We start from the raw sequence: 24575 nt of genomic DNA, 5'->3' as shown, positions 1-24575 counted from the left end.
CCTGGAGAAGATATGAATATTTTAAAAAAAATACATCCATCTAAACCTCTAAAATACTTGAGATGGTTTGACATTGTGATTATTACGATCATAATGTTTGGTCAGTTTATAATTCGTTCAACCGAGCTATTTTTAGCAAATACGTTTCCAACGGGTGCATCAAGTACAGAAGGGACAGTTAGACAGGCTGCAAGCGAAGGTGCTGCTTATTTTAGTAATTTTACCCTGCAAACTATATTACTGGCTGTGACCTTACTCTATCTTTTGATTCGAAATTATGATTTTAAACAGCTTCCTATTCACTGGAATTGGTCCATTATCTTTTGGGTTCCATTTATATTTGCTTTAGTGGGATTGTTTGGAGACTTGGTTACAACTCTCACTGGTAAATATAATTACTTTAATCCAGACCTTTTTGCCTATATAGATTTCACGCAAATAATAGGGAAGTTCTTAGCTCTCAGCCCGATAGCGATTGCCTATGCCTTGCTAAATGGATTTTATGAAGAGTTTTTCTTTCTAGGTTTGTTAACTTCAGTGAAGGAAAAATACAAGTGGTTGGTTTTGCTTTATTCTACGATTATTCGTATTTCCTTCCACACCTATCAAGGATTAGTATGGGCTTTGGTAATCGGTGTAGTTTATGGCTTATTCTATTATTTCTTATACAAATATAAAATTAAAAATCTCCTTCCATTCTTTCTCATGCATGCTTTAGCAGATATGTTTGGTTCTAGCCTGATCTATCTATTGGTTGCTTGGGGGACTTGAAAATTAGAAAAGTCCACTCAGTTGTCTGAGCGGACTTTTTGTGTCAAGACATTTAGTCTTTATTTTCGTATGGCAAGATTAAGTTCAAGATGATTCCTGTCATGGCTGATAGGGCAGTACCTGAAAGGGTAACTGGACCAAGTTTAAGGATAGCTCCTCCAAGTCCAAGTACCAACATAGCACTTGCGATGATTAGGTTACGCATTTGAGCGAAATCAACACGTTCTTTGATCAAGACTTTCAAACCGTTGCTGGCGATAACTCCATAGAGAAGGATTGACATACCACCAAGTACAGCGTTTGGAATGGTTGAAATCAAGGCAGTGAATTTACCAAGGAAGCTAAGGGCAATCGCGATAAAGGCAGCGTTACGGATAACTGAGACAGAAGCGATACGAGTCATACCGATAACCCCTGTATTTTCTCCGTAAGTTGTATTTGCTGGTCCACCAAGGAAGGCAGAAACAGAAGTTGCGATACCGTCACCAAGAAGAGTACGGTGAAGACCTGGTTCTTTCAAGAATTGACGGCCACAGATTTGACCCAAAACAGTATGGTCTCCGATATGTTCAGAAATTGTTACAATAGCGATTGGCAAGATGGCGATGGTTTCTGGACCAAAGTAAAGATTGTATTCTTTAAAGGCACCACCTGTGCTAAATGGCAAGTAGAAACCAGGAATTTCGAACCAGTTGGCTTTAAGAACTGGTGTAAAGTCAACCAAACCAAGAGTTAGTGCGAAGAGGTAACCACCGATAATGGCAAAGAGGAATGGAATGATTCGTAGGAATCCTTTTCCTTTTGTATTGATAAAGGCAGCAATCAAGAATGTAACAACTGCTACAAGAGCATTTTTCCAGTTTCCATCAGCTACAAGACCAGCATTGGTAACAGCTGAACCTGCAAGTCCAAGACCGATAACGATAATCATAGGTCCGATGATGATTGGTGGCAAGAGTTTATCAATCCATTTTGTACCCGCAAAACGAACACTTGCAGCCACAAGGACATAGATAAAACCTGTAAGGATAACCCCTGTTTGTGCAGCTGATACATCCCCTCCTAGTTCCTTCATAGCTAGGGACATAGCTGTGATAAAGGCGAATGATGATCCTAGATAAACTGGAACTCTAAAACCAGTTGCGATCATGTAGATGAGTGTTCCAACACCTGAAGCAAAAAGGGCAACAGATACAGGCATTCCCAAAATCAATGGTACCAAGATGGTCGCACCAAACATGGCGAAAACGTGTTGGAAACTAAGGAGAATTCCTTTTCCAGCCGAAGGACGTTGGTCAACGTCTAGTAACAAATCAACAGTTGATTCTTGTTTCATATAAACCTCACTTTTGGGCATCAAAAAAGAGCCCATTATTTTACAGCAATAGGCCCTCAGAGTAAGACTTCTCTAAAATCTAGACTTTAAAGAGTTTTAAATATTTCTGCGTCTTCGTCACCTCACGGGATGACATTAAAAACCTTTGCTTAGGATAGTATAGCAGAAAAAAATGATTTTGTAAATCATTTTTTCCCGAGCCCGAAAATAAGAGAGCGAGGTTGATTTTGTAAATCATTTTTTCCCGAGCCTAAAAATAAAAGAGCGAGGCTGACTTTGTAAATCATTTTTAGTAAAAAATTTAGAGCGGGCGTTTATTTGGCATGCCAGCCTTACGTGGATATTTATTTGGTGTTTCTTTTTTCTTTTCTACCACTGTGATGTAACGCGGATCTCCATTTGGTAGGGCGTAGCTGAGATTGTCTTCGACCTTACTGAAGAGAAGGTTGAGGGCATTTTTGGCTTCTAACAACTCCTCAGGCGCATTACTGGCCTTGAGTGCCAATAGTTTGCCACCGACTTTAAGGTAAGGAATGGTCAATTCAGATAGGACCTGCATACGGGCAACCGCACGAGCTGTTACAAAATCATATTGAGCACGGAAGTTCTTGTCTTGGGCAAAGTCTTCTGCACGTCCATGATAGAAATGAACTCCGTTCAAATCCAGTTCTTGAGCCAACAGTTGGAGGAAGTTGATGCGCTTGTTGAGAGAATCAATGATGGTCACATCTAGCTGAGGATAGAGGATTTTCATAGGTAGACTAGGAAATCCTGCCCCGGCTCCAATATCAAGAAGTTTGATAGTTTCATTGGGAATCAAACCTTGAAGAATGGGTGCAATCGAATCGTAAAAATGTTTGAGATAAACTTCATCCTTGTCTGTAATAGCTGTTAGATTGATTTTTTCATTCCACTCGACCAAGAGTTCAAAATAACGTTCAAATTGTTTTTTTTGCTGGTCAGAAAGTGAAAGATTTTGCTCGGCAAGCAAGTTGTAAAATGTTTCTGGTTTCATAGTTTTTTCCTTCTTTAGTATCATCTTATTTTACCACAATCATTAAAAATTTGATATACTGGTACTAATCTAAAAGCAGAAAGGACTTATATAATGACTTGGATTATTCTTGGAGTTTTAGCTCTTATTGTGATTTTTGTGATTGTTAGCTATAACGGTTTGGTTAAGAATCGTATGCAAACAAAGGAGACTTGGAGTCAGATTGATGTTCAGTTGAAACGTCGAAATGATCTCTTGCCAAACTTGATTGAGACTGTAAAAGGTTATGCTAAATATGAAGGTTCTACCCTTGAAAAGGTGGCAGAACTTCGCAATCAAGTTGCTGCAGCGACTTCACCAGCAGAAGCTATGAAAGCTAGTGATGCCCTCACTCGTCAAGTTTCAGGTATTTTTGCAGTTGCAGAAAGCTATCCAGATTTGAAAGCTAGTGCAAACTTTGTTAAATTGCAAGAGGAGTTGACAAATACAGAAAATAAAATTTCTTACTCTCGTCAACTCTACAACAGTGTTGTCAGCAACTACAATGTAAAATTAGAAACTTTCCCAAGCAATATTATTGCTGGAATGTTTGGATTTAAAGCAGCAGATTTCCTTCAAACACCAGAAGAGGAAAAGGCAGTTCCTAAGGTTGATTTTAGCGGTTTAGGTGACTAAGATGTTGTTTGATCAAATTGCAAGCAATAAACGAAAAACGTGGATTTTGTTGCTGGTATTTTTCCTACTCTTAGCTCTTGTTGGCTATGCGGTTGGTTACCTCTTTATGCGGTCTGGGCTTGGTGGCTTGGTTATCGCGCTGATTATCGGCTTTATCTATGCCTTGTCCATGATTTTTCAATCCACAGAGATTGTCATGTCCATGAATGGAGCGCGTGAGGTGGATGAACAAACGGCACCAGACCTCTACCATGTAGTAGAAGATATGGCTATGGTGGCTCAGATTCCTATGCCACGTGTTTTCATCATTGATGATCCAGCCTTAAATGCCTTTGCGACAGGTTCTAACCCCCAAAATGCGGCGGTTGCTGCGACGTCAGGTCTCCTAGCTATCATGAATCGTGAAGAACTAGAAGCTGTTATGGGACATGAAGTCAGTCATATTCGTAATTACGATATCCGCATTTCGACTATTGCTGTTGCCCTTGCTAGTGCTATCACCATGCTTTCTAGTATGGCAGGTCGTATGATGTGGTGGGGTGGAGCAGGTCGCAGACGAAGTGACGATGATAGAGATGGAAATGGTCTTGAAATCATTATGCTAGTGGTTTCCCTACTAGCTATTGTGCTGGCACCTCTCGCCGCAACCTTGGTGCAACTAGCCATTTCTCGTCAGAGGGAATTCCTAGCTGATGCTTCCAGCGTCGAGTTGACTCGCAATCCTCAAGGAATGATCAATGCTCTACGTAAGTTGGATAATAGTAAACCGATGAGTCGTCCTGTAGATGATGCCAGCAGTGCACTTTATATCAATGATCCCAAGAAAGGGGGAGGGTTCCAAAAACTCTTTTATACCCACCCACCTATCTCAGAACGGATTGAACGTTTAAAACATATGTAAAATGAAGGCTGGGAAAAAGTCTTTAAAATCTTAAAAACGCATAATATCAGGTGTGCAAAAACTTGATATTATGCGTTTTATTATGGGAAGATTTACTTTCTCTTCTCCTAAAATTGTGTTTTTGCCCCACCTATCTGCTATGTTGCAAATTTATAAATCGTCTAAATTAACTATCTCCAAACCGTGTTCTGTCAAGCGATAGATAGTCGAACAGACCTCTTTTAAGAAACGCCTGTCATGCGAAACAGTGATGAGACCGCCTGGATAGGTTGCAAAGAGTTTTCTGATTTCAGGTTGAGAAGTTGGAGAAAAGTTTCGTGTGGGTTCATCCAGCAGGAGAAAGTTTGGTTTGCGCAGGACTAAATCCAAAAGCAGGAGTTTTCCCTGTTGCCCGCCAGATAAGGAGCGAATTTGATGTTGCATTTCTGGATAACTGAAATTGAGACTTGCTAAGTGAGATTGGATTTTCTGCAGTTCCTCTTTTTCCCCAGTTTTGCTGAGGTAGACGATTGGGGATAAATCCAATTGCAGTTTTTTATGGTAATCTTGTGGCATAAAACCAAGCGAAATCTCTCTTTTATCATTAAGAAGTTGCTGTAACTTTGCTAACAGAGTTGATTTTCCAACACCATTTGGGCCGATAATACCGATTTTTTCTTGGCCACGGATAGTTAATTGTAGTTCTTGCACCAGAACTCGGTCGCCAATGGACAAATTTTCTTTTTCCAGTTGGATTAAGACTTTAGATGCCGGTAATGGTTGGATGTCTGAAAAGAAAAGTTGGATTTGTTCCTCTTCAAGTGGCTTTTGGGTCATGGACTGAGCTGCCCTTTCGTAGCGTTTTTCTTGTGAGAGGACAGTTTTCATCTTTTTAGCCAATAGGCGACCGGCAGTACTATCTTTAGTAGCTCGAAGCGCAGTTTCTACATTTTGCTTGACTCGTCGATGTTTTTCCATAGTTTTATCGTAGGCTCTTTGGTCGTTAGCAGCTTGCTGGCTTTGTCTGGCAAAATTAGCCTTTCTCTGCTCACTATAGCGATCATAGTCTAAATGCTCTACTAGCGTTTCCGCTTCTTTACGGTGCTTGACCAGTCGCAAGTGGACAATAGTGTCTGCCGTTTCAGAAAGAAAGTCTTCATCATGGGAAATGAAAATAACAGTTTGCCTAATCTTGCGAATCTGACCTTTTAGCCAATCAACTGTTTCAAGGTCCAGGTCATTTGAAGGTTCATCTAAAAATAGAATCTCAAAGGGTTTGGCTAACTCATGGATGAGCTGAATTTTCAAAGCTTCGCCCCCTGATAGACTGCCAATCTCTTGGTCACTAGCAAAGCGATCACTATCAAAATGCAACTCTTCAGCTAAGCGATAAAGGATACTGTAGTCTAAATCAATAGAATCTAAAAATAAGTAGTCGTGTAGACTTCTCTTTTTCAGCTCCTCGGGGAGTTTTTGAGGAATGTAGGCTATTGATTGATAATCAGATTGAATGTCTCCCCTGATAGTGAAATCAGGCAAAGCTTCCCCCATTAAAGCTCGCAGCAAAGTTGACTTCCCATTTCCTTCTTCACCAATAATAGCAACCTTTTCCCCGTCTTGGATAGTCATGGTTAGGTCAGATACAAGATCTCGTAGATCTTTGTTTTGAGTGATAGTTAGATGATTGATTTTTATCATATTGTTGCCCTTTCTAGAATGTCGATAGTGCATAACAAAAAGCTCTACTTTATCTAGTAGAGCCCAAAGTCACTGTCAAAACTCTATTATCTTCGTTGAAAAACTCGTCAAACTAGCTTGGAGTTGCCTAACCCAACCCAAGAGGAGCATAGCTTTCTAGTTTTTTGATTTTCATAGATGATAAAGTACTAGAAAATCTAGTACAAAAAGAGCACACAAAAAGAGACAAAAACAAGATCTACTAAATAAAGTTCTTTATTCGATAGACTTAGTTGTTCATGTCTCCCTTACCTCCGAGTATTAGTACCTCTATCCTATACCTTTCAGGATATTTTGTCAACAGAAAACTGACAATTCTAATCTCTAAAATCCGAAAACAGGTCCATAAAGAGTTAGTACGTGTTTGATATGCTCGTAATGGAATTTGTCGTAGTTTCGCCAAGCGCAGCGTGCTTGATCGTTTAGTTTTAGGCTACCAAGACCAATCAGAAGACTGGTACGTTGGTAAAATTTCTCAAGATCTATTAAGATACTGTTGTCCAACTTTTCCGCTTTTTTGAGCTCTTGCAGAGTAGTATTTAGTAGCTCTTGCAGTCGAATATCATCTGCCGTACCCTGTTTGCAGCTTTGGAAACTTTTTTTTAACTCGGATAGGAGTTGGGTTGCATTAGTAATGAGTTCTTTGTCTTCCATGTTAGCATCCTCCTTGCTCTGATGTATTATTGCCTATAGTATAGCACTAAAAAACAAAAATGTCATAGTAAATATGTTAAAAAAATCGAATTTTAATTATAAAGTTTGCTGTGCTGATTTGTAGGCTTTTCATGGTATAATCAAGAGAGTAAATCTTTATGGAGGAAGTATGAAATTAAATATTCAAGAAATTCGTAAGCAGTCTGAAGGCTTGCATTTTGAACAAACGTTAGACCTAGCCGCAGAACTGCGTGCACGTAATCAAGAAATTTTAGATGTAAAAGATATCCTTGCAGTTGGGAAGGTTCAATACGAAGATCGTATGTATTTCTTAGATTATCAATTATCTTATACCATTGTTCTTGCTTCAAGTCGCAGTATGGAGCCAGTTGAGTTAGTTGAATCTTATCCAGTAACGGAAGTTTTCATGGAAGGGGCAACTAATCTGCTAGATCAAGAAGTTTTAGATGATGATTTGGTCCTGCCTATCGAAAATGGAGAACTTAATCTTGCTGAGAGCGTGTCAGACAATATCCTACTAAACATTCCTATCAAGGTCTTGACGGCTGAAGAAGAAGCGGGTCAAGGATTTGTTTCAGGAAATGATTGGCAAATCATGACTGAGGAAGAATACCAAGCTCAACAAGCAGTTAAGAAAGAAGAAAACAGTCCTTTTGCTGGCCTACAAGGACTATTTGATGGAGACGAATAATGGTCTTGTCAAAAAAACGAGCACGAAAAGTGCTAGAAGAAATCATTGCTCTTTTTCCAGATGCCAAGCCCAGTCTTGATTTTACCAATCATTTTGAACTCTTGGTTGCGGTCATGTTGTCAGCCCAGACGACGGATGCTGCAGTAAATAAGGCTACGCCAGGCCTATTTGCTGCCTTTCCAACGCCCCAAGCCATGTCTGTGGCGACAGAGAATGAGATTGCTTCACACATTTCTCGTTTGGGATTGTATCGGAATAAGGCTAAATTCCTTAAAAAATGTGCTCAACAGTTATTAGACGATTTTGACGGTCAAGTGCCTCAGACTCGAGAGGAATTAGAAAGTCTAGCAGGAGTTGGTCGCAAGACAGCCAACGTAGTTATGAGTGTGGGCTTTGGAATCCCAGCCTTTGCAGTGGATACTCATGTGGAGCGTATTTGCAAACACCATGATATTGTTAAAAAATCAGCGACACCGCTTGAGGTGGAAAAGCGGGTCATGGATATCTTGCCACCGGAGCAGTGGTTGGCAGCCCATCAAGCCATGATTTACTTTGGACGGGCTATATGTCACCCTAAAAATCCAGAGTGTGACCAGTACCCACAATTATATGATTTTAGCAATTTGTAAGCTGGAACATCGAAAGTTTTTACTTGATTTTAAGCATGCTTTGTGCTATAGTAATTGATAACTAAATATTCCTTTAAACCTGTCCCGTGAGGCAGGCAAGGAGCACGATAAAGTAGAAGGGTGAAGTCTATACTGTTTGCAGTAGGGCTCGCTTGGCTATACATTTCAAGTCTCCTTGTTTAAGGAGACTTTTCTTTTTGGAGGTTTGTCATGAAGACAAAAGAAGTTGTAGACGAATTGACCGTCAAACGAGCGATTACGCGTATTACTTATGAGATTATCGAACGTAACAAAGATTTGAATAAAATCGTCTTGGCTGGTATTAAAACTCGTGGTGTCTTTATCGCCCACCGTATCCAAGAACGTTTGGAGCAGTTAGAAAATCTTTCAGTTCCTGTTGTGGAATTGGATACAAAACCTTTCCGTGACGATGTTAAAAGTGGAGAAGATACTTCTTTGGTTTCTGTTGATGTGACAGACCGTGAAGTTATCTTGGTGGATGATGTGCTTTATACAGGTCGTACCATCCGCGCCGCTATTGATAATATTGTCGGTCATGGCCGTCCTGCGCGCGTGAGTTTAGCAGTTTTAGTCGATCGTGGACATAGAGAATTGCCAATCCGTCCAGATTACGTTGGGAAAAATATCCCAACCAGTCGTTCTGAAGAAATCATCGTAGAGATGGCAGAACTTGATGGCCAAGATAGAGTTCTGATTACTGAAGAAGCTTAGAAAGCTAAAGGAGTAGCCATGTCAGAAAATCAACAAGCATTGAACCATGTGGTGTCCATGGAAGACCTCACTGTCGATCAAGTGATGAAATTGATCAAGCGAGGAATTGAGTTTAAAAACGGAGCTCAGCTTCCCTATGAAGACCATCCAATTGTCTCCAATCTTTTCTTTGAGGATTCTACACGGACACATAAGTCCTTTGAAGTGGCAGAGATTAAACTGGGATTGGAGCGACTTGACTTTGATGTGAAGACTAGTTCAGTCAATAAGGGTGAGACACTTTATGATACCATTTTGACTCTGTCTGCTTTAGGAGTGGATGTCTGTGTGATTCGCCACCCAGAGGTTGACTACTACAGAGAGTTAATTGCAAGTCCAACGATTACGACTTCCATCATCAATGGTGGAGATGGTTCGGGCCAACACCCTAGCCAGAGCTTGCTTGATTTGATGACTATTTATGAGGAATTTGGTCACTTTGAGGGTCTTAAGGTTGCTATTGCAGGTGACTTGGACCACTCACGCGTTGCTAAATCCAATATGCAGATTTTGAAACGCTTGGGAGCTGAACTTTACTTTGCTGGACCTGAGGAATGGAGAAGTCAAGAGTTTGCAGACTATGGACAGTTTGTAACTATTGATGAAATCATTGATCAGGTGGATGTTATGATGTTTCTCCGTGTGCAACATGAACGCCATGATAGTGGAGCTGTCTTTTCAAAAGAAGACTACCATGCCCAACATGGTTTGACTCAAGAACGTTATGACCGTTTGAAAGAAACAGCAATCCTTATGCACCCAGCTCCAGTTAATCGTGATGTAGAAATCGCAGATCACTTGGTTGAAGCACCAAAATCACGGATTGTCCAACAAATGACCAATGGTGTCTTTGTTCGAATGGCAATCTTAGAATCCGTACTGGCGAGTAGAAACGCCAACTAAAACACAAGACGTTAAAAGACGCCAGTGAGCGTCCACGAGAGGTGAAAATATGACAAAAAGACTTCTAGTATTAGAAGATGGCACAGTTTTTGAAGGAAAGGCCTTCGGAGCAGATATTGATGTAACAGGCGAAATCGTTTTTAATACAGGGATGACTGGCTACCAAGAATCCATTACAGACCAGTCTTATAATGGACAAATCTTGACCTTTACTTATCCTTTGGTAGGAAATTATGGCATTAATCGTGATGATTACGAATCCATCATTCCAACTTGTAAGGGAGTTGTCGTTTTCGAAGAGGCGCGGCGAGCAAGTAACTGGCGCAATCAAATGACGCTGGATGAATTTTTGAAAGCTAAGAAAATTCCTGGTATTTCAGGGATTGATACGCGTGCCCTTACCAAGATTATTCGTAAGCATGGTACTATGCGTGCAACCCTGACCCATGTTGGGGACAGCATGGACCATGTGACGGATCAGCTCCAAGCGACAGTCTTGCCGACAGACAATATCAAGCAGGTTTCTACTAAAACTTCATATCCAGCTCCAGGAGTTGGTTTGAGCGTGGTGCTAGTTGACTTTGGTCTCAAGCACTCAATCTTACGTGAACTTTCTAAGCGAAACTGTAACGTGACGGTTGTTCCTTATTCGACAACGGCAGAAGAAATTCTCCATCTCAATCCTGACGGAGTTATGTTGTCAAATGGTCCAGGTAACCCAGAAGACGTTCCACAAGCACTCGATATGATTCGCGGTGTACAAGGAAAAATTCCAATCTTTGGTATCTGTATGGGGCACCAACTCTTTGCAATGGCAAATGGTGCTAAGACTTACAAGATGAAATTTGGTCACCGTGGATTTAACCATGCGGTACGCGAAATTGCTACTGGACGTGTGGATTTTACAAGTCAAAACCATGGCTATGCAGTTAGCCGTGAGGATTTGCCAGAGCACTTGATTATCACCCACGAAGAAATCAATGACAAGTCAGTGGAAGGTGTGCGCCACAGATATCAACCTGCTTTCTCTGTTCAATACCATCCAGATGCAGCCCCTGGTCCACACGACGCTAGCTACCTATTTGACGAGTTTATCGAGATGATGGAAGCTTTTAAAGAACTGAAAGGTTATTGAGGCAATGAATAATTTATTTAATAAATTTCAGGAAATTTTTGAAGAAAAATCTGACGAATATGAAGGCTACTTAAAATATAAAGGAAAAGTTGCTAATGAATTAGTAAAAAGTGAAGTTTCTAATATCATAAAGAAAAATAATCTACCTTTAAAAGTATCAGAAATCAATGCCTTTGTGGTAGGTAGCAAGTATGAGTATGATTTATTAATTTTAAAAGAAAATTCTCTTTGTAATAATTTTGCATATAATTATGAAGATGTAAAAGCAATAATAGAATGTAAAGTTAATGGGTTATATGATCCTGTAAAAAATACGGATAGTATTGCAAAAGCTGTTAATGAGGTTAGAAGGTTAAATAAGGATTTTAGCTTTGGTTACATTACGTTTAGTGAGGTAGTACCAAAGTATGAAACTTCAGTTCATTATTGGAATTTGACAGAGAAATTTTTAAAGGAAAAAGTAATTGGTTCCCATTTGTTTGCTATTACTTTAAGGACAGGAAACCAAGTTATTAAAACAACAACAACAGAGGATTTCGAAAAGTTCATACTTAAGTTAATTAACTGATAAAATTTCTAAATAAATTTATTTATTTAATGTCAACCCGAGAGTTGCCGAATAGAAAGGAGAAGATACATTGTTCGCGGAAGTGAACACAGCCTAAGAACTGTGTGAAAAAGATAAACATCGTCTTGACGCTGAAGGCGTCTGCACCGAGTTTCCTATTTTTACTGTGTTCTTTACGGGCTTTGTATCATAAACTATGCCTAAACGTACTGATATTCAAAAAATTATGGTGATTGGTTCTGGTCCGATTATTATTGGTCAGGCTGCTGAGTTTGACTATGCTGGGACCCAGGCTTGCTTGTCGTTGAAAGAGGAAGGTTATGAGGTTGTCTTGGTTAACTCAAACCCTGCCACCATCATGACGGACAAGGAAATTGCTGACAAGGTTTATATTGAACCGATTACACTTGAGTTTGTGACACGTATTCTTCGTAAGGAACGTCCAGATGCCTTGCTACCAACGCTCGGTGGTCAGACAGGCCTCAATATGGCCATGGAATTGTCTAAAAATGGTATTCTTGATGAGCTTGGAGTAGAACTTTTGGGGACTAAATTATCTGCCATTGACCAAGCGGAGGACCGTGACCTCTTTAAACAATTGATGGAAGAGCTCAACCAACCAATCCCTGAATCTGAAATTGTTAACACTGTTGAAGAAGCAGTTTCCTTTGCTGTAACTATTGGCTACCCAGTAATCGTCCGTCCAGCCTTTACCCTAGGTGGTACTGGTGGTGGTATGTGTGCCAATGAGGAAGAATTGCGTGAAATCGCTGAAAATGGTTTGAAATTGTCACCTGTTACCCAATGTTTGATTGAGCGTTCTATTGCCGGTTTCAAGGAAATCGAATACGAAGTCATGCGTGACTCGGCTGATAATGCTTTGGTTGTTTGTAACATGGAAAACTTTGATCCAGTTGGGATTCACACAGGGGATTCCATTGTATTTGCCCCTGCGCAAACCATGTCAGACTATGAAAACCAAATGCTACGTGACGCGAGTTTGAGCATCATTCGTGCCCTTAAGATTGAAGGTGGATGTAACGTTCAGTTGGCCCTTGATCCCTACAGCTTCAAGTACTATGTCATCGAAGTAAACCCTCGTGTGTCGCGTTCTTCAGCCCTTGCTTCTAAGGCGACAGGTTACCCAATTGCCAAATTGGCTGCCAAGATTGCCGTCGGTTTGACCTTGGATGAGGTGATCAACCCAGTTACAGGTTCAACCTATGCCATGTTTGAACCAGCCCTTGACTACGTGGTTGCCAAGATTCCACGTTTCCCATTTGACAAGTTTGAAAAGGGTGAGCGCCGTCTTGGGACACAGATGAAGGCCACTGGAGAAGTCATGGCAATCGGTCGAAACATCGAAGAATCTCTCCTTAAGGCCTGTCGTTCCCTTGAAATTGGGGTGCACCACAATGAAATTCCAGAACTTGCTAGTGTTTCAGATGATGCCTTGATTGAAAAGGTTGTGAAAGCTCAAGATGACCGTCTCTTCTATGTATCTGAAGCTATTCGTCGTGGTTATACACCAGAAGAAATTGCTGAATTGACTAAGATTGATATCTTCTATCTTGATAAACTCTTACATATCTTTGAAATCGAGCAAGAACTGGGAGCACATCCACAAGATTTAGACATTTTGAAAACTGCCAAACTGAATGGCTTCTCAGACCGTAAGATTGCTGAACTCTGGGAAACAACAGCTGACCAAGTTCGTCAACTTCGTTTGGAAAACAAGATTGTCCCAGTCTACAAGATGGTTGATACCTGTGCGGCAGAGTTTGACTCTGAAACACCATACTTCTATTCAACCTATGGTTGGGAAAATGAGTCTATCAAGTCTGATAAGGAATCCGTTCTAGTTCTGGGTTCTGGTCCAATCCGTATCGGTCAAGGGGTTGAGTTTGACTACGCAACTGTTCACTCGGTTAAGGCTATCCAGGCTGCTGGCTACGAAGCCATCATCATGAACTCAAACCCAGAGACCGTTTCTACAGACTTCTCTGTATCAGATAAGCTTTACTTTGAGCCATTGACTTTCGAAGATGTTATGAATGTCATTGACTTGGAGCAACCAAAAGGTGTTATCGTTCAGTTCGGTGGTCAAACAGCCATCAACCTTGCGGAGCCATTGGCAAAAGCAGGTGTGACCATCCTTGGTACACAGGTTGCTGACCTAGACCGTGCTGAAGACCGTGACCTCTTTGAGCAAGCTCTTAAAGATTTGGATATTCCACAGCCACCAGGACAAACGGCTACCAATGAAGAAGAAGCAGTGCTTGCAGCTCGCAAGATTGGTTTTCCAGTCCTCGTTCGCCCATCTTATGTCTTGGGTGGTCGTGCTATGGAAATCGTTGAAAACGAAGAAGATCTTCGTTCTTACATGCGAACTGCTGTTAAGGCTAGTCCAGACCACCCAGTTCTTGTCGACTCTTACATCGTTGGGCAAGAGTGCGAAGTTGATGCCATTTCAGATGGGGAAAATGTCCTTATTCCTGGTATCATGGAGCATATCGAACGTGCCGGTGTCCACTCAGGTGATTCGATGGCCGTTTACCCACCACAAACCTTGTCGCAAAAGGTGCAAGAAACAATCGCAGACTATACTAAACGCCTAGCAATTGGTCTTAACTGTCTTGGAATGATGAACATCCAGTTTGTTATCAAGGATGAAAAAGTCTATGTTATTGAGGTCAATCCACGTGCCAGCCGTACGGTTCCATTCCTTTCTAAGGTAACCAATATTCCTATGGCTCAGGTTGCGACCAAGCTCATTCTTGGTCAAAACCTTGAAGAACTGGGCTACCAAGATGGTCTTTACCCTGAAAGTACTCGCGTTCATATCAAGGCACCTGTCTTCTCCTTTACCAAACTAGCTAAGGTAGACAGCTTGCTCGGTCCTGAAATGAAGTCAACAGGTGAAGTTATGGGTTCTGATACTACTTTGGAAAAAGCTCTCTATAAAGCCTTTGAAGCTTCTTACCTCCACTTGCCAACTTTTGGTAACGTTGTATTTACTATCGCTGATGATGCCAAAGAAGAAGCTTTGGACTTGGCTCGTCGTTTCCAAAATATTGGCTATGGAATCCTCGCGACAGAAGGGACAGCAGCCTTCTTTGCCAGTCATGGATTGCAAGCCCAACCTGTTGGTAAGATTGGTGATGACGATAAAGATATCCCAAGTTTTGTTCGTAAAGGAAGAATTCAAGCTATCATTAACACAGTAGGAACAAAACGAACTGCTGACGAAGATGGAGAGCAGATTCGCCGTTCAGCCATTGAACACGGAGTTCCCCTCTTTACAGCCCTAGATACAGCTGATGCAATGCTTAAGGTACTTGAAAGCCGTAGTTTTGTCACAGAAGCAATCTAGTTTAGAAAATTTTTCATAGTTTTAAAGCCAGCGTCAGAAATCGCTGGCTTTTACAATACTGATGTTACTTATTTGAACCATCATTCTTTCCTTAAGAATCATTCTAAATTGTGATATAAGTTGGTTATATGGATCCTGGGAACTGGATTACCAGTGTAGTTGGTAGCGCTTCTTACAAGTATAGTCTCTTATTTGTTATTTTGATTTCATCTATCATTGCCATGCAGCTGCAACAGATGGCTGGAAAGCTCGGTATCGTAACTAAGATGGACCTAGCACAGGCAACTGCACATCATGCTCCCAAATGGCTCCGCTATAGTCTGTGGGTGATTTTAGAATTGGCTTTAATGGCGACAAACTTGGCTGAAGTTTTAGGTTCAGCGATTGCCTTAAATCTTTTGTTTAAAATACCGATTATGGTCGCTATCCTCTTAACTGTTTTGGATGTATTTCTTTTGTTGTTGTTGATGAAATTTGGTTTCAAAAAAATTGAAGCCATTGTTACGACTCTTATCTTAACTATATTAGGTATTTTTTCTTATCTGGTTGCTTTATCCAATCCAAGTGTTCAGGGAATTTTTGGTGGCTATTTACCGACTCCAACATTATTTGAGACACCATTGCCAGGTCATGAAAGCCAATTGACCTTGGCTTTAGGGAGTGTAGGAGCGACAGTCAGCCCCATAACCTCTATCTTCATTCATCCCTATCGCAAACAAGGAAAATCAATCACAAAGATAAGAAGGACGTCCGAAAAGCAGTGCGCTTTATGACCTGGGATTCAAATCTTCAGTTGTCCCTAGCCTTTATTGTCAATTCCTTGTTGCTCATTTTGGGTGCCTCCCTCTTTTTTGGTCATGCATCTGAAATTTCGGCATTCTCCCAAATGTACAATGCTTTACAGGATTCGACAATAGCAGGAGCGATAGCAAGCTCAACTTTGTCAACTTTGTTTGCTCTGGCTCTCTTAGCAAGTGGTCAAAATTCGACCATTACAGGAACTTTGACAGGACAGATTGTCATGGAAGGTTTCTTGCATCTGAAATTACCTCAGTGGCTTATCCGTATCGGTACACGTATTTTTGCCTTGCTACCTGTGATGATAGTTGCTGTCTTGTTTGGGCATCAAGAAAAGACCTTAGATCAGTTATTGGTCTATTCACAGGTCTTTCTTTCAATCGCTCTTCCATTCTCAATTTTTCCCTTAATTTATCTGACTTCTAAGAAGTCAGTGATGGGAGAATTTACCAATGCCAAGTGGAACACAATCCTAGGCTACGTAGTTTCAATCATCTTGACTATTCTCAATATCAAGCTTCTTTTCGATATTTTTTAACCCCGTTTGAAATCAATTATAGTGTCAGCGTGACGGTTGCCAAATAGAAAGTAGTAGTGATTGGTTTATAAAAAGAATAAAAAAAGAACAGTTGAAACTGTTCTTTTTTATCATTATTTGAGACCGTATTTTACAAAGGTATACACTGTAATGTTTAAATCTTTATTAAATCAACGTTTCTAAAGGGAAAGTAGCTGTAAAATATTATATATATAGCGTATTGTTAAACCAAGACGGTACCAAAAGGGTACCAAAAATTAAGGTTTCGGAGCTTATAAAATTAAGAAAGATGTCTCAGGTGTTTGAGATTTTTTTTGACAAGAAAAAACTCTTGAATATAATCCAAGAGTAAAACGAATAGGACCAGTGGTGGAGCGGGTTCTTTACAGCCTAAAGCTGAAGGCAGTACCTAACCTGTACCTAAAACAAGTACCTTTGAGCAAACTGTTACCAGTCACCCGACATCATCCTATCCTTATCCATAGTTTAGGATAAATAAGAGAGAATGTCAACAATAATTTTTATTAACTTAGGTGTTTGTGATATTTGACTTCTCCTTGATTGATTTATTCCAATTTTACAAAGATATACTCTATAGTGTTTAAATCCTTATTAAATCAACGTTTCTAAAGGGGATATAGCTGTAAAATATTATATATACCGTATTGTTAAACCAAGACGGGACCAAAAAGGTACCAAAAATTAAGGTTTCGGAGCTTATAAAATAATGAAAGTTGTCTCAATCAGTTGAGCTTTTTTTATTGTCTTTTTGTAGCAAAGTGACATAGTCACTTTTAGTGTGGAATAGGTGAGATAAAAAAACAGTGTTTCGTTTTTGATCGATGAAGTAAAGCAAAACATATTGGTCAATAATTTTTCCTCGTGTTGGATACTTGCTGTTAATTTTTATTCCGATTTTCTCATCAGCGTCAAAACCTGCTTCAGGAAAAATTTCTAAAATTTTTAAGCTGTCTAAAATTTTAGCCACAGTATTTTTGGCAGATTGAGGTGATAGAAGTACCGTAGCTATATAGTCGTGTATATTGTCGATAGCTTCCTCGACCTCTTTTGAAGCAATCACTTTATAAGCCATAGCGTACCCTCATATTGTCTAGGGAAGTGCCTTCTCCTGCCTCGTATTCTCTCAAGGCTCGTTCAGATTGGGCTTGTAATTCCTCAATCAACTGTTCTCTATGTAAATCTTCGGCCGTCTTAATAGGCAAATCTTGCTCCAGGACTATTTGCTCCACAAATAAAGAAATAGCATCTGTCATTGTCATTCCCTTTTCCTTGATAATATTTCGAGCTTGTTCCATAGTAGCTTCATTCAGTTTAAAATTGTATTGTTTTGATAATGTTATAGCCATGATATATCTCCAATCTATACGTTATAGATTGATTATATACTAGATATAGATTTTAATCAAGAAAAAGAGGCTGGGACAATAGTCTCTTATCTTCAAAAAAGCAACGGATTTGCCGTTGCTTTTTTGCATGGTTGCGATAGTCTTGGTAAAATAGAATTGCCCAATAAACCATTTAGAAAGGCTATCTCATGCATATTCACTATAACACAAATCAAACAACTTTACCACTAGAAATCCGTTCTTTCTTGCCACAAGACCATCTCGTCTTTACTATTGAAAAAGTGGTAAATACCTTGGAAGATAGCCACTTCCATGCCTTCTATCATGCCTTTAGTCGCCCGTCTTATCACTCTAAAATGCTTGTATCTGCTCTTCTATTTGCCTGTTCACAAGGGATTATCTCTGGACGAAAAATTGAAAAAATGATGCTTGAAAATCTCGCTATGCAGTACCTAACAGGAGAGTTGGTTGTCAGCTACCGCACTATCAATAGCCATTATCAGGAAACATGGCTTGAAGAAGATAACACCTCATGGTTTCAGACATACTCATGCTACCTTGATGATTGAAGTAGGGGTTGACCCTGTCAATGCAGCCAAAAGGTTAGGGCATGCAAGTAGTCAGATGACCTTGGATACTTATAGCCATTCTACAGTAGCAGGAGAGAAGAAAGCTATCACAAAATTTGTAGATTACCTGGATAGTGCAAAAGGTTAGTTTTCCAAGACGGTACCAAAAACAAAAAAAGCCAATTCCAACTTCTTGGAATTGGCTTTGTATCAACGTTTTTAAGCAATAAATGCGGTTGATTATTTGAGACCGTATTTTTTGTTGAAACGATCCACGCGTCCATCTGCTTGAGTGAACTTTTGACGTCCAGTGTAGAATGGGTGTGAGTCTGATGAAATTTCCACACGGATCAATGGGTAAGTTTCACCTTCGAACTCAACTGTTTCGTTAGAGCGTTTTGTTGAACCGCTAAGGAATTGGTAACCAGTAGTTGTGTCCATGAAGACAACTGGGCGATATTCTGGATGGATATCTTTTTTCATTTTGCAATATTTCCTTTCTGCCATGGTCTCTTTGCGAGCCATAGATTGTTACCATACTAGTCTATCAGATTCTAAAAAGTTTGGCAAGTATTTTATCAGTTTTTAAGCAAGTTTTTTAACTTTTGGTAGATGATTTCGTTTTCTTCTAGGCTATAGGAATTAGCACCGCTTGCTAGAGGGTGGCCTCCACCATCATGTTCCTTGGCAATTTCATTGATAGGATGGATTTTACTACGTAAGCGAACACGGTAGTGACCATCAGCCTGTTCTACAAAAATTCCCCAGAGACTTACACTGTCAATACGTCCAGGAGCTCCTACAATAGCCGCAGTTTCAGCATCGGTAACATTGAATCGTTTTAAGATTTCCTGACTCAGGATAACGCGAGCAGCACCATTTTCATCCACTTCCAGATGGTCGTAGATGTAGCCTTGAAGTTTAGCAATTTTGTAGCTCATAGTGTCCATTTTGCGAGTGAGAGACGCAAAGTCAAAGTTATGTTCTCTCAAATAAGCGGCCAGGCGAAGAGTCCGTGCAGTCGTAGAAGGATAAAGGAAGCGACCTGTATCACCGACAATTCCTGCAAAGAGCAACTCAGCAGCGCGATCTGACAAGGCAAGTTGGGTTGTTTGGGCAAATAGGGTAATCATCTCACTAGCGCTACTTGAACTAGTATCCACCCAAGATAGGTCACCATATACATCATCATTTGGATGGTGGTCAATCTTAATGAGAAAATCACCTTGACTATAGCGCTTATCATCGATACGAGCAGTATTAGCTGTATCACAGACGATGACAAGTGCGCTCTGGTAGGCACTATCTTCAACAAAATCCATCTCAGCCATCCAAGTAAGAGTTGGTTCATCAAAACCAACTGCTTTGATAGTTTTTTCTGGGAAATGATGTTTGAGAAGAGCTTTCAATCCCACCTGACTTCCCAAGGCATCAGGGTCTGGTTTCATATGACGATGAATGATAATCGTGTCGTATTCTTTGATTTTTTTAAAAATTTGATGGCAAATTTCCATAAATAACCTCAATTCTTTCTCATTTCATTGTAGCACAAGAATTTTTATTTTTAAAATGAAAAAGATGTGATATAATGGAGAAAGATAAATTGAGGAGGACGATATGGCATTAGCAAAAATTGTATTTGCCAGTATGACCGGTAATACCGAAGAAATTGCAGATATTGTAGCAGACAAATTACGTGACTTGGGCTTGGATGTCGATGTTGATGAATGTACAACTGTTGACGCTTCTGACTTCCTGGAAGCAGATATCGCTATCGTTGCGACCTATACTTACGGTGATGGAGAATTGCCAGATGAGATGATGGACTTCTACGAAGACCTAGCAGACCTCAACTTGAATGGCAAAATCTACGGAGTGGTCGGCTCAGGAGATACCTTCTACGATGAATTCTGTAAGGCTGTTGATGACTTTGATCGCGTTTTTGTAGCGACAGGAGCAGAAAAAGGTTCAGAGTGTGTTAAAGTTGATCTCTCTGCTGAGGAAGAAGACATTGAACGCTTGGAACAATTCGCAGAAGAATTGGCTGCTAAAGTAGGATAAGCATAAACGTGCGCTGATGCAATCAATCAGTGCATTTTTCTTATCGTGAGTTGGGATTTTACTAGCCTATTTGGTGGCTTTTTGGTACAATAATTCAAATAAAGGAGGAGACTGTATGGATTTAGATGTTATTCGTCAAGAAATTGATCAAATCGACGATCAAATCGTCAAACTGTTAGAAGAGCGAATGCATTTGGTTGAGGGGGTAGTTGCCTATAAGAAGGCTTCAGGGAAACCGATTTTAGATACTAAGAGAGAAGAGGTTATTTTTGAAAAGGTTAGAAGTCGTGTAGAGGATAAGCGCTATCAGGAAACTATTGTCGCGACTTTTTCTGACATACTCAAACGTTCGCGTGATTATCAGGATCAAAATATCAAATGAAAAAAGAACAATTTTTTCCGCTAGGAATTTTTCTAGCTGCTATGTTGGGCGGACTTGTGCGCTATCTAGTTTCCACTTGGTTACCAGCCAGTCCAGATTTCCCTTGGGGGACCCTTCTTGTCAATTATCTGGGTATTTTTTGCTTGGTTTATCTTGTTAAGGGCTATTTAGTCTATAAGGGAACTAGTAAAGGCGTTATTTTAGCACTGGGTACAGGTTTTTGCGGAGGTTTAACAACCTTTTCTAGTCTAATGCTTGATGTTGTGAAACTGCTTGATACAGGGCGTTATCTTAGTTTAGTCCTGTATTTGCTTTTGAGCATCGGTGGAGGACTGCTTTTAGCTTGCTATTTAGGGAGGAAGAAATGGTAATCGTCTATCTTGCAATTGCTTGTGGTTTCGGAGCTTTAGTGCGCTATTTCTTTTCCCGCTATAATCAAGCTTCTAAATTGCCACTCGGAACGCTAATAGCCAATCTTTTGGGTTGTTTTTTAATTGGATTATTCTACAATCATGTGGAATCTAAGGAAGTCTATGCTATGCTAGCAACTGGATTTTGTGGAGGTTTGACAACTTTTTCGACCTTGAATGATGAACTCCAAAGATTGTTAAGTGATAAGAAGGTATTTTATTCTTATTTAGCTTTGACCTATCTAGGTGGTTTGGTTGCGATTTTTTTAGGAATTCTGCTATAAATTTCTTTACTTTTTTATGGAAATTTGGTAAACTGTATCTTGTGTGTAATGGACGCACAAAAATACAGTTTATCCGCTGAGGAAGTTTCCTCAAGATTGACAAAGATAGGAGAATAAAATGAATCCATTAATCCAAAGCTTGACTGAAGGTCAACTTCGTACAGATATCCCATCATTCCGTCCTGGTGACACTGTTCGTGTACACGCGAAAGTTGTCGAAGGTAACCGTGAACGTATCCAGATTTTTGAAGGTGTTGTTATCGCACGTAAAGGTGCTGGCATCTCAGAAAACTACACAGTTCGTAAAATCTCTAACGGTGTAGGTGTTGAGCGTATCTTCCCAATCCACACTCCACGTGTTGAAAAAATCGAAGTTGTTCGTTACGGTAAAGTACGTCGTGCGAAATTGTACTACTTGCGTGCTCTTCAAGGTAAAGCAGCTCGTATCAAAGAAATCCGTCGTTAATTCGACTAAAAAACTCTGCTTTTTCAGCAGAGTTTTTATCTAGCTCCCTTAGTTCAATGGATATAACAACTCCCTCCTAAGGAGTAGTTGCTGGTTCGATTCCAGCAGGGAGCGTTCAAGAAGCGTAAAGAAACATAAAGAAACAAAAGGAACACTGAAAATTCAGTGTTTTTTTGTTAGTTTTCGCTAGCAAACCCCTCATATCAAGCGCTTGTATGGTATAATAATGGAAAACGTTAACATTGATTTTTAAGGTAGTTCTATCATGCTGAAATACCAAATTAAAAATACTATGAATGCTCTACAAGTTTAGTTTAAAAGAGATATAAGAAAAGGGAAATACTAATGAAACCTACAAACCTAGAATGGGAAGATGTTATCCAGTTTGAAGAAGTAGAAGGTTATGGTCAGCACATATGGAGAGATGAGGACAAGTATTATTTTGTTTTAGAAGAAGGAACCGTAGTTTCTTGGTTAGTTGTCTATGAATTACCAAATGAGATATTTGCCTTACTAGAGAGTGGGGAGAGAACGCTACGCGAAGTATCTTGGAAGATTAAACACGATTCTTGGCCACCGACGGAAGAAGAGAGAAGAGAATCTAGAAGAAAATTTATAAGTAAACATCCAGCTTCTTTAATAGATGTCCCTAAAAATAGGAAACTTTTTTCTAAGGAAGAACTTGAAGAGTTGATTCCAATTGCTGAGAAGCAGTGGATTGAATCTGAAGGCGAACTTCCATATGATTATGTATCGCCACTTAAGTAAGGAAGGTATAAAATGAAACCAACAAACCTAGAATGGGAAGATGTTATCCAGTTTGAAGAAGTTGAAGGATATGGGAAATCCATCTGGAAAAATGAGGATAAATATTATTTAGTTTCAGAAGAGGGAACTGTGGCTTCTTGGTTAGCAGTCTATGAATTACCACAAGAATTATTTACCTTACTAGAGAGTGGAGAACGGACTTTACTTGAAATATCTTGCAAAGTTAAGCACGATTATTGGCCACCGACAGAAGAAGAAAAGAAAGCTAGTGAAAAACGATTTATAGAAGAGAGTCCTACATCATTAATTGATTTACCTGAAACTAGAGAGTTATTTACTCAGGAAGAACTTGAAAAATTAATTCCGATTGCTGAGCAAATGTGGATTGACTGGAGAGGCAAACTTCCAGATGATTATGTATCGCCACTTAAGTAAGGAAGGTATAAAATGAAACCAACAAACCTAGAATGGGAAGATGTTATCCAGTTTGAAGAAGTTGAAGGATATGGGAAATCCATCTGGAAAAATGAGGATAAATATTATTTAGTTTCAGAAGAGGGAACTGTGGCTTCTTGGTTAGTAGTCTATGAATTACCAAATGAGTTGTTTGCCTTATTAGAAAGTGGAGAGAGAACGCTACTTGAAGTATCTTGGAAGGTTCAAAACGATTGTTGGCCACCGAACGTGACACAAGAAGAAGCTAATAGAAATTTCTGGAGGCAATATCCAGAAGCTTTAAGAGGAAATCCTAAAGCGCAAGGTTTATTCACAAAGGCTGAACTGAAAGAAATATTACCCGAAGGGGCTGAAATTCTAGCGAGTAGCGATTAAAAAGCGGAAACTAATCTTAATAACTTCAAAATGGTAAATTTTGCAGAGAACGAACTAAGTCTTTTCGGAATTGGAGATATGAAAGATTATCAAATGAAAAATTACAGAAAACTCTTGTTAGAAGCTATCCAAGCTGGCAATGTTGTAGGGATTTTGCGAGGTGAAAAAAGATATCGCATAGAGTCTCCGACCTCTGTGCCAGATGTTTTTCCGACAGATATTTGCCAAGTATTAGCTGAGTATTTCTACAAGCAGAATGATATTGATAAGATTCAAGATATATTAGAAGGCAGTCTTATAGAGCTATCGCAGCGTTCTGCCGTTGATTTGTATATTTCAGTTTTGTTTTTTGATGCAATCCTTTTTATGCAAGAAAAAAATATAGCTAGTTTTACAATCCATACGTCGACAGTTGCCCAAGCAATTGCTAAAGGAATTAAGGATTATCCAGAGGAATTGAACGACATCATCACTTTCCCAAATGGTCTTGTTAAAATAAAACCAATGAAGCAACTGGAAAGATTCAATCAAAAATATCAAAAGAATGAACGGTTTTCTATTATTGAGAAATAGTGATGGGACTTGTAACACTCTATAGATAAACTGTTAATTGGGACAATAATATGAATAATAATTTGAATTTAGATTTGTTAAAACAAGATGTAGAAAAAGAAATCAGAGAAAAAGGCTTTGAAAATCTTTATTATGCTCTATTTGATGAGCATAGTAGTCAACTTTGGGCTATACATCTATGCTATCGAGATGGGAAGTTTATGGTAAATAGTCGGGACGACCGGACCTATATAATGGGGAAAACAAGGGAGTTTGACAATTTTGAAGAGGCAAAGCTATCTTTTCTTAATTTAATGGAGTCTTTTATCGAAATGAACAGATATTTTGTACAGAATGGAGATTCACCCTACTATTCTTGTAGTTTGTGGGATGAAAAAGGAGATGTCTAGA

29 protein-coding genes, 1 tRNA gene and 3 pseudogenes are annotated in these 24575 nt (G+C 39.6%); 24 read left to right on the top strand and 9 right to left on the bottom strand.

All coding sequences use genetic code 11. From position 1 onward, the window contains the following. Window positions 1-12 precede the first annotated feature (12 nt). Window positions 13-771, top strand: a complete 759-nt coding sequence (locus tag JJN14_RS06510) for a CPBP family intramembrane glutamic endopeptidase (protein WP_201058186.1) — start codon at window positions 13-15, stop codon at window positions 769-771. A 52-nt stretch (window positions 772-823) separates the two neighbouring features. Here the strand turns inward: JJN14_RS06510 and JJN14_RS06505 are convergent, their stop codons facing one another. Both JJN14_RS06505 and rsmG read right to left on the bottom strand, forming a co-directional pair. Next, entirely contained in the window at window positions 824-2107 is a 1284-nt protein-coding gene (locus JJN14_RS06505) for a uracil-xanthine permease family protein (RefSeq protein ID WP_004239507.1), read from the bottom strand. Window positions 2108-2408: 301 nt separating this feature from the next. Beyond that, window positions 2409-3122 (bottom strand): 16S rRNA (guanine(527)-N(7))-methyltransferase RsmG, encoded by a 714-nt coding sequence (gene rsmG, locus JJN14_RS06500; RefSeq protein WP_125851892.1) that lies wholly within the window; start codon window positions 3120-3122, stop codon window positions 2409-2411. A gap of 93 nt (window positions 3123-3215) precedes the next feature. On the opposite strand from rsmG, the gene JJN14_RS06495 reads away from it, so the two are divergent. Both JJN14_RS06495 and htpX read left to right on the top strand, forming a co-directional pair. Then, window positions 3216-3776, top strand: a complete 561-nt coding sequence (locus tag JJN14_RS06495; protein ID WP_000219844.1) for a LemA family protein — start codon at window positions 3216-3218, stop codon at window positions 3774-3776. Window position 3777: 1 nt separating this feature from the next. Continuing rightward, the gene (htpX, locus tag JJN14_RS06490; RefSeq protein WP_033687100.1) at window positions 3778-4677 is read left to right on the top strand and encodes a zinc metalloprotease HtpX; all 900 of its coding nucleotides are present in this window, start codon (window positions 3778-3780) and stop codon (window positions 4675-4677) included. A gap of 150 nt (window positions 4678-4827) precedes the next feature. Here htpX and JJN14_RS06485 read toward each other — a convergent pair whose 3' ends face one another. Further along, complete coding sequence (locus JJN14_RS06485; RefSeq protein WP_201058185.1) at window positions 4828-6387, bottom strand: ATP-binding cassette domain-containing protein; 1560 nt, start codon at window positions 6385-6387, stop codon at window positions 4828-4830. Between the two features lie 330 nt (window positions 6388-6717). Further along, complete coding sequence (locus JJN14_RS06480; RefSeq protein ID WP_084927338.1) at window positions 6718-7047, bottom strand: helicase BlpT; 330 nt, start codon at window positions 7045-7047, stop codon at window positions 6718-6720. A 169-nt stretch (window positions 7048-7216) separates the two neighbouring features. On the opposite strand from JJN14_RS06480, the gene JJN14_RS06475 reads away from it, so the two are divergent. After that, window positions 7217-7759, top strand: coding sequence for a YceD family protein (locus JJN14_RS06475; protein WP_201058184.1), 543 nt, complete (start codon window positions 7217-7219; stop codon window positions 7757-7759). Then, window positions 7759-8388, top strand: coding sequence for an endonuclease III (gene nth, locus JJN14_RS06470; protein ID WP_061714266.1), 630 nt, complete (start codon window positions 7759-7761; stop codon window positions 8386-8388). Before JJN14_RS06475 ends, nth begins: the two co-directional genes overlap by 1 nt. A gap of 29 nt (window positions 8389-8417) precedes the next feature. Here the strand turns inward: nth and JJN14_RS10205 are convergent, their stop codons facing one another. Next, a complete protein-coding gene (locus tag JJN14_RS10205; protein WP_265342527.1) occupies window positions 8418-8552 on the bottom strand; it encodes a hypothetical protein in 135 nt (44 codons plus the stop codon). 46 nt (window positions 8553-8598) lie between these two features. Here JJN14_RS10205 and pyrR point away from each other — a divergent pair, with 46 nt between their 5' ends. The 6 genes and pseudogenes from pyrR to JJN14_RS10305 all read left to right on the top strand — a co-directional run bounded on the left by pyrR (window position 8599) and on the right by JJN14_RS10305 (window position 16474). Then, window positions 8599-9120, top strand: a complete 522-nt coding sequence (pyrR, locus tag JJN14_RS06465) for a bifunctional pyr operon transcriptional regulator/uracil phosphoribosyltransferase PyrR (RefSeq protein ID WP_000850023.1) — start codon at window positions 8599-8601, stop codon at window positions 9118-9120. 18 nt (window positions 9121-9138) lie between these two features. Continuing rightward, the gene (locus JJN14_RS06460) at window positions 9139-10062 is read left to right on the top strand and encodes an aspartate carbamoyltransferase catalytic subunit (RefSeq protein ID WP_004260121.1); all 924 of its coding nucleotides are present in this window, start codon (window positions 9139-9141) and stop codon (window positions 10060-10062) included. 49 nt (window positions 10063-10111) lie between these two features. Beyond that, a complete protein-coding gene (locus JJN14_RS06455; RefSeq protein ID WP_201058183.1) occupies window positions 10112-11197 on the top strand; it encodes a carbamoyl phosphate synthase small subunit in 1086 nt (361 codons plus the stop codon). Window positions 11198-11201: 4 nt separating this feature from the next. Further along, complete coding sequence (locus JJN14_RS06450; protein WP_201058182.1) at window positions 11202-11765, top strand: hypothetical protein; 564 nt, start codon at window positions 11202-11204, stop codon at window positions 11763-11765. A gap of 196 nt (window positions 11766-11961) precedes the next feature. After that, window positions 11962-15138, top strand: a complete 3177-nt coding sequence (carB, locus tag JJN14_RS06445; protein ID WP_201058181.1) for a carbamoyl-phosphate synthase large subunit — start codon at window positions 11962-11964, stop codon at window positions 15136-15138. 128 nt (window positions 15139-15266) lie between these two features. Then, window positions 15267-16474, top strand: a pseudogene (locus tag JJN14_RS10305) (Nramp family divalent metal transporter). Window positions 16475-17213: 739 nt separating this feature from the next. Here JJN14_RS10305 and JJN14_RS06435 read toward each other — a convergent pair. Both JJN14_RS06435 and JJN14_RS06430 read right to left on the bottom strand, forming a co-directional pair. Next, window positions 17214-17567 (bottom strand): type II toxin-antitoxin system RelE/ParE family toxin, encoded by a 354-nt coding sequence (locus JJN14_RS06435; RefSeq protein ID WP_201058180.1) that lies wholly within the window; start codon window positions 17565-17567, stop codon window positions 17214-17216. Then, the gene (locus tag JJN14_RS06430; RefSeq protein WP_049491505.1) at window positions 17557-17841 is read right to left on the bottom strand and encodes a type II toxin-antitoxin system RelB/DinJ family antitoxin; all 285 of its coding nucleotides are present in this window, start codon (window positions 17839-17841) and stop codon (window positions 17557-17559) included. Before JJN14_RS06430 ends, JJN14_RS06435 begins: the two co-directional genes overlap by 11 nt. Window positions 17842-18086: 245 nt before the next feature. Here JJN14_RS06430 and JJN14_RS10350 point away from each other — a divergent pair. Beyond that, window positions 18087-18362: pseudogene (locus JJN14_RS10350) on the top strand (transposase); the annotation flags it as partial. Beyond that, window positions 18337-18558 (top strand): annotated as a pseudogene (locus tag JJN14_RS06420) (tyrosine-type recombinase/integrase); the annotation flags it as partial. The pseudogenes JJN14_RS10350 and JJN14_RS06420, both read left to right, overlap by 26 nt. Before the next feature lie 92 nt (window positions 18559-18650). On the opposite strand, the gene JJN14_RS06415 reads toward JJN14_RS06420, so the two are convergent. Then, window positions 18651-18893 carry a type B 50S ribosomal protein L31 gene (locus JJN14_RS06415; protein WP_000710764.1) on the bottom strand — a complete coding sequence of 81 codons (243 nt, stop codon included), beginning with the start codon at window positions 18891-18893 and terminating at the stop codon, window positions 18651-18653. A 95-nt stretch (window positions 18894-18988) separates the two neighbouring features. After that, complete coding sequence (locus JJN14_RS06410; protein WP_201058178.1) at window positions 18989-19924, bottom strand: DHH family phosphoesterase; 936 nt, start codon at window positions 19922-19924, stop codon at window positions 18989-18991. Window positions 19925-20027: 103 nt separating this feature from the next. Between JJN14_RS06410 and JJN14_RS06405 the strand changes: the two genes are divergently transcribed. From JJN14_RS06405 to JJN14_RS06355, 11 genes are all read left to right on the top strand, one after another. Next, complete coding sequence (locus JJN14_RS06405) at window positions 20028-20471, top strand: flavodoxin (protein WP_001162125.1); 444 nt, start codon at window positions 20028-20030, stop codon at window positions 20469-20471. A 115-nt stretch (window positions 20472-20586) separates the two neighbouring features. Beyond that, entirely contained in the window at window positions 20587-20853 is a 267-nt protein-coding gene (locus tag JJN14_RS06400; protein WP_201058177.1) for a chorismate mutase, read from the top strand. Next, window positions 20850-21224 carry a fluoride efflux transporter CrcB gene (gene crcB / locus JJN14_RS06395; protein WP_201058176.1) on the top strand — a complete coding sequence of 125 codons (375 nt, stop codon included), beginning with the start codon at window positions 20850-20852 and terminating at the stop codon, window positions 21222-21224. Before JJN14_RS06400 ends, crcB (JJN14_RS06395) begins: the two co-directional genes overlap by 4 nt. Next, on the top strand, window positions 21218-21547 hold the full coding sequence (gene crcB, locus JJN14_RS06390) for a fluoride efflux transporter CrcB (protein ID WP_201058175.1): 330 nt from the start codon (window positions 21218-21220) through the stop codon (window positions 21545-21547). Before crcB (JJN14_RS06395) ends, crcB (JJN14_RS06390) begins: the two co-directional genes overlap by 7 nt. Window positions 21548-21665: 118 nt before the next feature. Continuing rightward, on the top strand, window positions 21666-22013 hold the full coding sequence (gene rplS / locus JJN14_RS06385) for a 50S ribosomal protein L19 (RefSeq protein ID WP_001068669.1): 348 nt from the start codon (window positions 21666-21668) through the stop codon (window positions 22011-22013). A 42-nt stretch (window positions 22014-22055) separates the two neighbouring features. Beyond that, a tRNA-Arg gene (locus JJN14_RS06380) sits at window positions 22056-22127 on the top strand. Between the two features lie 231 nt (window positions 22128-22358). Continuing rightward, entirely contained in the window at window positions 22359-22781 is a 423-nt protein-coding gene (locus JJN14_RS06375) for a hypothetical protein (RefSeq protein WP_201058174.1), read from the top strand. 12 nt (window positions 22782-22793) lie between these two features. Next, a complete protein-coding gene (locus JJN14_RS06370; protein ID WP_201058173.1) occupies window positions 22794-23216 on the top strand; it encodes a hypothetical protein in 423 nt (140 codons plus the stop codon). Window positions 23217-23228: 12 nt separating this feature from the next. Continuing rightward, complete coding sequence (locus tag JJN14_RS06365; protein ID WP_201058172.1) at window positions 23229-23612, top strand: hypothetical protein; 384 nt, start codon at window positions 23229-23231, stop codon at window positions 23610-23612. A gap of 78 nt (window positions 23613-23690) precedes the next feature. Then, window positions 23691-24185 (top strand): hypothetical protein, encoded by a 495-nt coding sequence (locus JJN14_RS06360; protein WP_236253674.1) that lies wholly within the window; start codon window positions 23691-23693, stop codon window positions 24183-24185. A gap of 50 nt (window positions 24186-24235) precedes the next feature. After that, window positions 24236-24574 carry an Imm59 family immunity protein gene (locus tag JJN14_RS06355; protein WP_201058171.1) on the top strand — a complete coding sequence of 113 codons (339 nt, stop codon included), beginning with the start codon at window positions 24236-24238 and terminating at the stop codon, window positions 24572-24574. Window position 24575: the final 1 nt, after the last annotated feature.

It is taken from the genome of Streptococcus mitis (assembly GCF_016658865.1).
GTDB lineage: Bacteria > Bacillota > Bacilli > Lactobacillales > Streptococcaceae > Streptococcus > Streptococcus mitis_BT.
Note: the sequence above shows the minus strand (reverse complement) of the source record. Positions and strands in the feature narration are given on the sequence as shown.

Excerpts from the sequence above, each read along its gene's own strand:
- JJN14_RS06485 (WP_201058185.1), bottom strand. The coding sequence starts at position 6,387 with ATGCACTATCGACATTCTAGAAAGGGCAACAATATGATAAAAATCAAT.
- JJN14_RS06400 (WP_201058177.1), top strand. The coding sequence starts at position 20,587 with ATGGATTTAGATGTTATTCGTCAAGAAATTGATCAAATCGACGATCAA.
- JJN14_RS06460 (WP_004260121.1), top strand. The coding sequence starts at position 9,139 with ATGTCAGAAAATCAACAAGCATTGAACCATGTGGTGTCCATGGAAGAC.
- JJN14_RS06480 (WP_084927338.1), bottom strand. The coding sequence starts at position 7,047 with ATGGAAGACAAAGAACTCATTACTAATGCAACCCAACTCCTATCCGAG.
- carB (WP_201058181.1), top strand. The coding sequence starts at position 11,962 with ATGCCTAAACGTACTGATATTCAAAAAATTATGGTGATTGGTTCTGGT.
- JJN14_RS10205 (WP_265342527.1), bottom strand. The coding sequence starts at position 8,552 with ATGTATAGCCAAGCGAGCCCTACTGCAAACAGTATAGACTTCACCCTT.
- crcB (WP_201058175.1), top strand. The coding sequence starts at position 21,218 with ATGGTAATCGTCTATCTTGCAATTGCTTGTGGTTTCGGAGCTTTAGTG.
- JJN14_RS06355 (WP_201058171.1), top strand. The coding sequence starts at position 24,236 with ATGAATAATAATTTGAATTTAGATTTGTTAAAACAAGATGTAGAAAAA.
- rsmG (WP_125851892.1), bottom strand. The coding sequence starts at position 3,122 with ATGAAACCAGAAACATTTTACAACTTGCTTGCCGAGCAAAATCTTTCA.
- crcB (WP_201058176.1), top strand. The coding sequence starts at position 20,850 with ATGAAAAAAGAACAATTTTTTCCGCTAGGAATTTTTCTAGCTGCTATG.
- JJN14_RS06375 (WP_201058174.1), top strand. The coding sequence starts at position 22,359 with ATGAAACCTACAAACCTAGAATGGGAAGATGTTATCCAGTTTGAAGAA.
- JJN14_RS06505 (WP_004239507.1), bottom strand. The coding sequence starts at position 2,107 with ATGAAACAAGAATCAACTGTTGATTTGTTACTAGACGTTGACCAACGT.
- pyrR (WP_000850023.1), top strand. The coding sequence starts at position 8,599 with ATGAAGACAAAAGAAGTTGTAGACGAATTGACCGTCAAACGAGCGATT.
- nth (WP_061714266.1), top strand. The coding sequence starts at position 7,759 with ATGGTCTTGTCAAAAAAACGAGCACGAAAAGTGCTAGAAGAAATCATT.
- JJN14_RS06495 (WP_000219844.1), top strand. The coding sequence starts at position 3,216 with ATGACTTGGATTATTCTTGGAGTTTTAGCTCTTATTGTGATTTTTGTG.
- JJN14_RS06475 (WP_201058184.1), top strand. The coding sequence starts at position 7,217 with ATGAAATTAAATATTCAAGAAATTCGTAAGCAGTCTGAAGGCTTGCAT.
- JJN14_RS06455 (WP_201058183.1), top strand. The coding sequence starts at position 10,112 with ATGACAAAAAGACTTCTAGTATTAGAAGATGGCACAGTTTTTGAAGGA.
- htpX (WP_033687100.1), top strand. The coding sequence starts at position 3,778 with ATGTTGTTTGATCAAATTGCAAGCAATAAACGAAAAACGTGGATTTTG.
- JJN14_RS06405 (WP_001162125.1), top strand. The coding sequence starts at position 20,028 with ATGGCATTAGCAAAAATTGTATTTGCCAGTATGACCGGTAATACCGAA.
- JJN14_RS06430 (WP_049491505.1), bottom strand. The coding sequence starts at position 17,841 with ATGGCTATAACATTATCAAAACAATACAATTTTAAACTGAATGAAGCT.
- JJN14_RS06415 (WP_000710764.1), bottom strand. The coding sequence starts at position 18,893 with ATGAAAAAAGATATCCATCCAGAATATCGCCCAGTTGTCTTCATGGAC.
- JJN14_RS06370 (WP_201058173.1), top strand. The coding sequence starts at position 22,794 with ATGAAACCAACAAACCTAGAATGGGAAGATGTTATCCAGTTTGAAGAA.
- JJN14_RS06450 (WP_201058182.1), top strand. The coding sequence starts at position 11,202 with ATGAATAATTTATTTAATAAATTTCAGGAAATTTTTGAAGAAAAATCT.
- JJN14_RS06360 (WP_236253674.1), top strand. The coding sequence starts at position 23,691 with ATGAAAGATTATCAAATGAAAAATTACAGAAAACTCTTGTTAGAAGCT.
- rplS (WP_001068669.1), top strand. The coding sequence starts at position 21,666 with ATGAATCCATTAATCCAAAGCTTGACTGAAGGTCAACTTCGTACAGAT.
- JJN14_RS06365 (WP_201058172.1), top strand. The coding sequence starts at position 23,229 with ATGAAACCAACAAACCTAGAATGGGAAGATGTTATCCAGTTTGAAGAA.
- JJN14_RS06410 (WP_201058178.1), bottom strand. The coding sequence starts at position 19,924 with ATGGAAATTTGCCATCAAATTTTTAAAAAAATCAAAGAATACGACACG.
- JJN14_RS06510 (WP_201058186.1), top strand. The coding sequence starts at position 13 with ATGAATATTTTAAAAAAAATACATCCATCTAAACCTCTAAAATACTTG.
- JJN14_RS06435 (WP_201058180.1), bottom strand. The coding sequence starts at position 17,567 with ATGGCTTATAAAGTGATTGCTTCAAAAGAGGTCGAGGAAGCTATCGAC.